Genomic DNA, 743 nt, shown 5'->3' on the forward strand with positions numbered 1-743 from the left:
ACGAATAAATTTAATATAATCATCATCTAAAGGTTGAATATTCTTTTCTCCTTCCAGTCTGACTCTACCTTTATATAGTTCTAAAAGTTCCCCAATGTGGGTTAATTCGGTGATAGTTTTACCCGCTGTTCCAGTTTTATAAATCCGATTCCAAACTGAACCAGTATATTCAATATCTGCTAAATATCTTTCATCTTGATTTAAGACCCTTTTGCGTTTACTCGCATTTTGTGAACTGACAGAATAAGGAGGATTTCCTAATACTACAGTTACAGAAATTTCCGTTTTTACCTTTGCTGCTTGACTTGATTCTTCCGCGATAATTTGGGTAATTCCGGGAATTAATTCCCCGGATTTTATTCCTGCTTCCAAAGCATTAGTTAAATAAATTTTTAATCTTTCTGCTGGTGCAAATTTATAACCCAAATCTGCTAATAATAAACCTAATTTTAAATGCGCTATGGTATAGGGAGTCATCAATAATTCAAACCCAAATAAACGCTTTAAAAGTTTTGCGTCTCTTAAAAAACTATTCCATTTATCAACACCATATTTAGCAACATTATCACGAATTTGTTTAATAACTGCATATAAAAATGTTCCTGTTCCGGTTGCGGGGTCAAGAATTGTGACTTTGCGATTTCCTAAACCATATTCTAAATCAAAAATTTCTTCATTAACTAAAATATCATTAACAGAACGGACAATAAAATTAACTACAGGTTCAGGAGTATAATAAACTC

At 32.2% G+C, this 743-nt stretch carries 1 protein-coding gene; it reads right to left on the reverse strand.

Translation table 11 applies throughout. The annotated features are described in order from the left end of the window. Window positions 1-743: N-6 DNA methylase (locus FFO06_RS20720; RefSeq protein WP_162501222.1), on the reverse strand; the 743-nt coding region annotated here is incomplete at both ends.

Source organism: Dolichospermum planctonicum (assembly GCF_005402965.1).
In the GTDB taxonomy this organism is placed as follows: Bacteria; Cyanobacteriota; Cyanobacteriia; order Cyanobacteriales; family Nostocaceae; genus Dolichospermum; species Dolichospermum planctonicum.